The sequence below is a fragment of the Umezawaea sp. genome (genome assembly GCF_057122925.1).
On sequence record NZ_DBNGPQ010000133.1, the window covers coordinates 1 to 7,390 of the forward strand.

Genomic DNA, 7,390 nt, shown 5'->3' on the forward strand with positions numbered 1-7,390 from the left:
CCGCGGGGCGCTGACCCGAGTTGAACAGGTCCGACTGGAAGAAGCACTGCCCGTCGGTGATGGAGATGACGTTCGTCGGGATGTAGGCGGAGATGTCGTTCGCCTTGGTCTCGATGACCGGCAGACCCGTCATCGAGCCCGCGCCCAGCTCGTCGTTCAGCTTCGCGCAGCGCTCCAGCAGACGGGAGTGCAAGTAGAAGACGTCGCCGGGGAACGCCTCGCGGCCCGGCGGGCGGCGCAGCAGCAGCGACAGCGCGCGGTAGGCGTCGGCCTGCTTGGTCAGGTCGTCGAACACGATCAGGACGTGCTTGCCCTGGTACATCCAGTGCTGGCCGATGGCCGAGCCGACGTACGGGGCCAGCCACTTGAAGCCCGCGGAGTCGGAAGCCGGAGCCGCGACGATCGTCGTGTACTCCAGGGCGCCCGCCTCCTCCAGCGCGGCCTTGACGCCCGCGATGGTGGAGCCCTTCTGACCGATGGCGACGTAGACGCAGCGGACCTGCTGCTTCGGGTCGCCGGATTCCCAGGCCTTCTTCTGGTTGATGATCGTGTCGACGCAGACCGCGGTCTTGCCGGTCTTGCGGTCGCCGATGATCAGCTGGCGCTGGCCGCGGCCGATGGGGGTCATGGCGTCGATCGCCTTGATGCCCGTCTGCATCGGCTCGGCGACCGGCTGGCGCTGGAGCACCGACGCGGCCTGGAGCTCCAGGGCGCGGTTGTCGTCGGCGACGATGTCGCCGAGACCGTCGATGGGGGCGCCCAGCGGGTTCACCACGCGGCCGAGGAAGCCGTCGCCGACGGGCACGGAGAGCACCGTGCCGGTCCGCTTGACCTCCTGGCCTTCTTCGATCTTGTCGAAGTCACCGAGGATGACCGCACCGATGGTGCGGACCTCGAGGCTCAGCGCTACTCCGAGAACCCCGCCGGGGAATTCCAGGATCTCGTTCGTCATCGTGCCGGGCAGGCCTTCGACGATGGCGATGCCGTCGTAGGTCTCGGCAACGACACCGACCTCTTCCCGGTTGACCTCCGGGGAGTAGCTCGAGACGTACTTCTCGATCGCACTGCGGATCTCGTCCGACGAGATCGTCAGCTCCGCCATGTCGTTCCTGCTCTCACTTCGTTCAAGGGAAAGGGGCTTGGTGAAGCCGCGGTTCCGGTTTTTGGTCAGCCGGCGAGGTCGCGGCGGAGTGCCGCCAACCGACCAGCCACGCTTCCGTCGATGACCTCGTCGCCGATCTTGATCAGCAGGCCACCGGCGAGCGAGGCGTCAACCTCGACGTGCAGTGCGATCGGTCGTGAGTAGATCCTGGTCAGGGTCGCCGAGAGGCGCTCCTGCTGCTCCGCGCTCAACTCGACCGCGGAGCGGACGTGGGCCACCGAGCGTTCACGGCGCTTGGCCGCGAGGTCGGCGAGCCGCATGAGCCCGTCGACGACGTGCGCACCGCGGGGCTCGCGCACGAGCTGGTCGACCAACGTCTTCGTGACCGGTTCGACCTTGCCCGCGAGCAGGCTGTCGACGAGCTCGACCTTGCGGGCGGGCTCGACCGAGTGGTCGGACAGCACCAGTTCGAAGTTCTGCGACCCCGCGACGATGCGGCCGAGCCGGAACAGCTCGTCCTCCACCGCGTCGAGGCGGTTGTCCCGCTCGGCACGGACCAGCAGCGCGGTCTGGGCGAGCGACTCGACGCCGTCGACCAGTTCGCGGGGGCTGGACCACTTCGAGGTGACCACCGCGACGAGGACCTGGAGGGTCCCCGCGGAGACCTGGCCCGACAGCAAGCCCTTCACGAGCTGCTCGCGGCCCGCGCGGTCGGACGAGGAGTCGCCGAGCGCGCGCCGCAGCTGCGGCTGCGCGGTGAGCAGGCTCACCACGGAGAAGAGTTCCTCCCCGAGGGTCGACAGCTCGTCGGCGTCGGTCGTGGCGTCGACGAGTTCGAGCAACCGCAGTTCAGCGGCCGCCAGAGCCTCTCGACTCGCTGCGTGGAACGTCATCGGCGTCCTCTTACTTGGTCGCCGGCGCCGCTACGGCGTCCAGCTCGTTGAGGAAGCGGTCGACAGTGCCGCGGCGACGGGCCTCGTCCTCCAGCGCCTCGCCCACCACCTTGCCCGCCAGCTGCACGGCAACCTTGCCGAGGTCGGCGCGGAGTTCCGCGACGATCTGGGCGCGCTGCGCGTCCAACTGGTGCTGGCCCTGCGCGACGATCCGCGCGGACTCGGCCTGGGCCTGCTCGCGCAGCTCCTCGACGATCTGCGTGCCCTCGGCGCGCGCGTCGTCCCGGATGCGGGCAGCCTCGGCGCGAGCCTCGGCCAACTGCTCCTTGTACTCGTCGAGCATCTTCTGCGCCTGCGCCTGGGCCTGCTCGGCGCGTTCGATGCCGCCCTCGATCTTCGCGGCGCGCTCGGAGTAGAGCGCTTCGAAGCGGGGGGCCACGAACTTCTGCATGACCCAGAGCAGGAGCAGGAAGGCGATCAGGCCGAGGATGAGTTCCGAGGTGTGCGGCAGCACGGGGCTCGGTTCCTCTGCGGCCAGGATCAAGGTGTTCACCACGACGTCTCCCTACGCGATGAGGCCGGTGATTAGGCCGAAGCGATGAAGAAGAGCACGAGGCCGATCAGGGCGAGCACCTCGACGAGCACGAAGGTCGTCCACGCGATGTTCATCAGCGGGCCACGGGCCTCCGGCTGACGAGCGGTGCCGTTGATGACCGCGGCCCAGATGAGACCCACGCCGATGCCGGGGCCGATCGCGCCGAGGCCGTAGCCGATGAGGGCGAGGCCCGGGTTGATGTTGACTGCCTCGGCGGCCTGTGCAAGAACCATGCTCACTTGCGTATCCCTTTCGAACTCGCTCCGCGGATGGCGCGGAGCGGGGGCTTGGTGTTGTCGCTCAGTGGTCTGAGGCCAGCGCCATACCGATGTAGCTGGCGGACAGCAGGGCGAAGATGTAGGCCTGGATGACCTGGATCAACGCCTCGAGGAACGTCATCGCGATGGCGAAGGCGAAAGACAGCAGCGAAACAGGCTTCAACGCGCCGCCGGCTTCGAGGAGCAGGTACTCACCGGCCAGGGTGAACACCAACAGGATGAGGTGACCCGCGAACATCGCGGCGAACACTCGGATCGCCAGCGTGATCGGGTTCATGATGAACTTCGAGAAGAACTCGATCGGCGCCAGCAGGAGGTAAACCGGCTTCGGCACGCCCGGCGGGAACAGCTGGTTGCGCAGGTAGCCCACGAAACCGTGCCGCTTGAACCCGACGAAGTGGTAAACGGGGTACACCACGAGCACGGAGATCGCGAGCGGGAAGCCGATGTGCGACATCGTCGGGAACTGGATCAGCGGAATGATCCCGAAGAGGTTGTTCACCAGGATGAAGGTGAACAGCGTGACGATCAGGGGCACGAAGGGCTTGAAGTCCTTGCCACCGATCTGCTCACGCGCGATCGAGTTGCGGCCCATGTCGTAAACCGACTCGGCGATGAACTGGAACTTGCTCGGCACCAGCTTGAAGCTGCGCGTGGCGAGCAGGAAGAACACCGCGATGATGATGACCGACAGAACGACCAGCACCATCGGCTTGGTCACTTCACCGAAGATCGGTGGCAGGAAGAAATCCTTCGCACCGGGGGGAACGAACTCTCCACCCTCGGCCAGCACCAGCTCGCCCACTGGGCTCCTTCCGGTTCTCCCGGCCGGCGTTCACTCCGCCGGGGGAATCGTCACGATCAGGACTTAACGTACCTTACGGACCGCAGACACCTGCCAGCGGCACCCCCCTCGGCCAAGCCGGAGGAGGGGGCGTTCAGGTCTGCGGGCGAACCATATCAGCCGGTAGGGACTTCCCGGACGGGCGTACGGCTTAAGCGGCGTCACCGGGCGCCGCGGGGATGACGTTGGGCGTCCTGGTCCGCTTGGACGCACGCGCCTCGGTCCCCGCGGTGACCAGAATCGTCGCCACCATCGTGATTGCCACCGAGTTGGTGTGCAGGAACTCCACATCGCGCAGCAGAATCATTACTCCGAGCAACACCAGCATCTTGAGCATGAATCCGCCGAGTGCCGCGGCCATCACGAAGTGCACTTCCAGAGCGGCGGTCCGGTGCATCAACCACAACGTCGCCAAAGAAGACGCGATGATCACCACGCCGCCGACCAGGGCACCGACCGCTCCGGGAACCCCGTTGAGCACCCCGAACACCACGACGGCCAGGACCACCGTGACCACGGTCGGGATGAGCGCACCGCGGAACATCGCGCCCGCCAGGTTGCGCACCACTCCGGCATGAGTCAGGCCTTCGCTGGTCTCGCTCATGCCACCGAGTGTAAGAGGTTGGATTTCCACCCTTTCGCGCAGGTGGTGATTCGGGTGTGGCAGGTGAACCGCGCATGAAGGTTCGGCGAGCAATTGCCGCCGCGTTCACGTCATGCGGTCGAGGTGCAGCAGCAGGGGGCACGGGTCGACGGTGGTGAACCCACCGGTGACGGCGGGCGACTCCTCGTAGCCGCCGCCCTCGACGAGCCGCCCCGCCACGAGCGAGACCGGCCCGGCGATGTCGACCATCCAGTAGTGCGGCACGCCCGCGTCGGCGTACTCGGTCCACTTCGCCACGGTGTCGGTGCGCCGCGAGTCCGGCACCACGATCTCCACCGCCACGACGACCTCCGACGCGCGGAACAGCCCGGCCTCCGCGCGGACCCGCGCCTTCGCCGAGCGCAGCGCGACGACCAGGTCGGGGCGGCGGGAGAACCCCGGCTGGTCGGCCGGGGCGAGTTCGAGGTCCACGTCGACGCCCTGGAGCACCACCAGCGGATCGGGGAGCTGCGGCCGGAGCTGGTAGTACAGCTCGGCGGAGGCGAGGTTGTGGTCGGGCGTCGGGCCGGGCGAGAGCAGCAGCCGCCCCTCGACCAGTTCGGCGTACCCCGTCCCGCACTCGCCGAGTTCCGCGTACTCGGCGATGGTGAGCAGGTGGTTGGCCGCGCCGTTCACTGGCCGCGCCGGACCTCGCGCAGTCGGGGGATCGCGCTGACGAACAGCGCCACCAGCAGGCCGAGGCCGAAGCACCAGGCCACCACGCGTACGTCGAACAGGGTGAGGGCCACGGCGCCGAACGCCAGCACACCGGCCCACAGGTAGATGAGCAGCACGGCGCGGCGCTGCGAGTGGCCGATCTCCAGCAGCCGGTGGTGCAGGTGCATCTTGTCGGCGGAGAACGGGCTCTCGCCGCGGCGGGTGCGGCGGACGACGGCCATCATCAGGTCGAGCAGCGGCACGAACAGCACGGCGGCGACGACCAGCAGCGGCGACAGCAGCGCGAGCAGGTCGGGGGCGCCGAGGCTGGCGTAGTTCAGCTTGCCGGACGCCGACGTCGTGGCGGCGGCGAGCATGAGGCCGATCAGCATCGAGCCCGAGTCGCCCATGAAGATGCGCGCCGGGTTGAAGTTGTGCGGCAGGAAACCGAGGCAGGCGCCCGCGAGCGTGGCCGCGATCAGGGCCGGCGGGTACGCGCCGACGTCGCCCTGGTTCTTCGCGAGCAGGCCGATGGAGAACGCGCACGTGGCCACGGCGGCGATGAGGCCGATGCCCGCGGCGAGGCCGTCGAGGCCGTCGACGAAGTTCATCGCGTTCACCATCGTCACGGCGAGCAGCACGCTCAGCAGCGCGCCCTGGTTCTGGTCCAGCGACAGCAGCGAGCCCGTGCCCGCGCCGTTGTCGCCCCACGGCACCCAGAACACCAGCCACTGCAAGCCGAACAGCACCAGCAGACCGGCCGCCGTGACCTGGCCCGCGAGCTTGGTGAGCGAGTCGAGTTCGAACCGGTCGTCGAGCACCCCGACGAGCACGATCACGCCGCCGCCGACGATGACGGCGTACGGGTCGTTGGAGAAGTCGAACGCCGAGCGCAGGACCGGCAGCTGGTGGGCGAGGAACATGCCGCCGAGGACGCCGCCGTAGATGGCGAGGCCGCCCATCCGGGGCATCGGCTTGACGTGCACGTCGCGCTGCCGGGGGTAGGCCACGGCGCCGATCTTGAAGGCGAACACGCGGACCAGACCGACGAGCAGGAAGGTGACCACCGCGGCTGTCAGGCAGACGAGGAGGTATTCCCGGACGGGGAGGACGGTTGACGCGGAGACAGGCAGCTGGCCCACGGCTGGAGGCTAACCCCTCGGTGAGGCCGGGTGAGCGGCGATGAGTGCTGGTGCCACCGTACTCGCAAGATCAAGATCCACTAGTGGGCGACCTCGACTTCCAGGCCCAGCACCTCGGACACCGCGCTCACCGGCACGGCACCCTCCCGCAGCACGACCGCCTCGGGGCCCGTCAGGTCGACGATCGTCGAGGCCACGTTCTCCCCCGACTCGCCGCCGTCCAGGTACACCGGCACCGACTCACCGAGCTGGTCGCGCGCGTCGACCGCCGTCGCCGCGGGCGCGAAACCCGTCTTGTTGGCGCTCGACACGGCCATCGGCCCGACCTCGCGCAGCAGCTCCAGCGCGACCGGGTGCAGCGGCATGCGCAGCATCACGGTGCCCCTGGTCCGGCCGAGGTCCCACGACAGCGACGGCGCGTGCGGCAGCACGAGCGACAACCCGCCCGGCCAGAACGCCTCGATCAGCGCGCGCGCCTGGCGCGGCACGCTCAGCACCAGCCCGTCGATCGTCGTCCACGACCCGACGAGCACCGGCACGGGCATGTCCGGCCCGCGCCCCTTCGCCTCCAGCAGGGAGCGCACGGCGGCCGCGTCGAACGCGTCGCAGCCCAAGCCGTACACGGTGTCCGTCGGGAAGACGACCAGTCGTCCCGACCGCACCGCGCCCGCGGCCGCCGCGAGGCCCGCCGCGCGGTTGTTCAACTCGCTGGTGTCGTAGACCGTGCTCACCCGGACCAGCGTAGTGATCCCCCGGTCCCGCGTCTCGACGTGGGCGACCCGGAGTCGCGGGGCGCGCGGTCCGGCCATCCGGGCTCGGCCGTTCCGACTGCTTTCGCCCGCGTTCGGGAATGCGTTGTTCGGGAGGCGCAAAAATGCGGCCACGCATTACCCGATCGGTTTTTCGGATCCCCCGAACGGGCGTAACCCCGTGAACTCGGTCCCGGTGCGAGTTCCGCTCGGTACCGTCACCGGTCGAGTACGGAGTGTGATGCGGGAAAGGGGTCCGTGTTGGCCGGGGAAGACAGCGCCGCCGCGGCGCAGACCGTGCAGGCCTACGCGTTCGACCAGTACCGGCGGCAGGGCGGTGGCTCGTTGGCGAGCCTGCTGACCATGGGGATGAGCGACGTCATCGCCGCCGCGCGCGCCATCGGCGCGGCCACGGAGGCCCAGGCCCTGTCGGTGGACCCGCACGTGGTCGACGCGATGCTGAAGAAGCTGACCGAGATGCAGGACG

At 68.8% G+C, this 7,390-nt stretch carries 10 protein-coding genes; 1 reads left to right on the forward strand and 9 read right to left on the reverse strand.

Features of this window, described 5'->3' with window-relative positions:
* From atpA to AC156L_RS30215, 9 genes are all read right to left on the reverse strand, one after another.
* On the reverse strand, nucleotides 1-1,102 hold a 1,102-nt coding region (gene atpA / locus AC156L_RS30175; RefSeq protein ID WP_484407487.1), incomplete at its 3' end, for a F0F1 ATP synthase subunit alpha.
* Between the two features lie 65 nt (nucleotides 1,103-1,167).
* Nucleotides 1,168-1,995: a F0F1 ATP synthase subunit delta gene (locus tag AC156L_RS30180; protein WP_330876006.1), complete on the reverse strand. Its 828-nt coding sequence runs from the start codon at nucleotides 1,993-1,995 to the stop codon at nucleotides 1,168-1,170.
* A gap of 10 nt (nucleotides 1,996-2,005) precedes the next feature.
* Complete coding sequence (locus AC156L_RS30185) at nucleotides 2,006-2,539, reverse strand: F0F1 ATP synthase subunit B (RefSeq protein WP_330876038.1); 534 nt, start codon at nucleotides 2,537-2,539, stop codon at nucleotides 2,006-2,008.
* A gap of 41 nt (nucleotides 2,540-2,580) precedes the next feature.
* The gene (locus AC156L_RS30190) at nucleotides 2,581-2,823 is read right to left on the reverse strand and encodes an ATP synthase subunit c family protein (protein ID WP_330876007.1); all 243 of its coding nucleotides are present in this window, start codon (nucleotides 2,821-2,823) and stop codon (nucleotides 2,581-2,583) included.
* Between the two features lie 67 nt (nucleotides 2,824-2,890).
* Entirely contained in the window at nucleotides 2,891-3,673 is a 783-nt protein-coding gene (atpB, locus tag AC156L_RS30195; protein ID WP_330876008.1) for a F0F1 ATP synthase subunit A, read from the reverse strand.
* A 190-nt stretch (nucleotides 3,674-3,863) separates the two neighbouring features.
* Nucleotides 3,864-4,316, reverse strand: coding sequence for a Cg1360 family ATP-synthase-associated protein (locus AC156L_RS30200; protein ID WP_330876009.1), 453 nt, complete (start codon nucleotides 4,314-4,316; stop codon nucleotides 3,864-3,866).
* 105 nt (nucleotides 4,317-4,421) lie between these two features.
* The gene (locus AC156L_RS30205; protein WP_330876010.1) at nucleotides 4,422-4,991 is read right to left on the reverse strand and encodes a Uma2 family endonuclease; all 570 of its coding nucleotides are present in this window, start codon (nucleotides 4,989-4,991) and stop codon (nucleotides 4,422-4,424) included.
* On the reverse strand, nucleotides 4,988-6,154 hold the full coding sequence (locus AC156L_RS30210) for a glycosyltransferase family 4 protein (protein WP_330876011.1): 1,167 nt from the start codon (nucleotides 6,152-6,154) through the stop codon (nucleotides 4,988-4,990). Before AC156L_RS30210 ends, AC156L_RS30205 begins: the two co-directional genes overlap by 4 nt.
* An 80-nt stretch (nucleotides 6,155-6,234) precedes the next feature.
* Entirely contained in the window at nucleotides 6,235-6,885 is a 651-nt protein-coding gene (locus AC156L_RS30215; RefSeq protein WP_330876012.1) for an L-threonylcarbamoyladenylate synthase, read from the reverse strand.
* Nucleotides 6,886-7,164: 279 nt separating this feature from the next.
* On the opposite strand from AC156L_RS30215, the gene AC156L_RS30220 reads away from it, so the two are divergent.
* Nucleotides 7,165-7,390: hypothetical protein (locus AC156L_RS30220; RefSeq protein WP_484407488.1), on the forward strand; the 226-nt coding region annotated here is incomplete at its 3' end.

What these genes read in the sequence shown, in the direction of transcription:
- AC156L_RS30190 (WP_330876007.1), bottom strand. Translation starts at nt 2,823, where the DNA reads ATGGTTCTTGCACAGGCCGCCGAGGCAGTCAACATCAACCCGGGCCTC.
- AC156L_RS30180 (WP_330876006.1), bottom strand. Translation starts at nt 1,995, where the DNA reads ATGACGTTCCACGCAGCGAGTCGAGAGGCTCTGGCGGCCGCTGAACTG.
- AC156L_RS30200 (WP_330876009.1), bottom strand. Translation starts at nt 4,316, where the DNA reads ATGAGCGAGACCAGCGAAGGCCTGACTCATGCCGGAGTGGTGCGCAAC.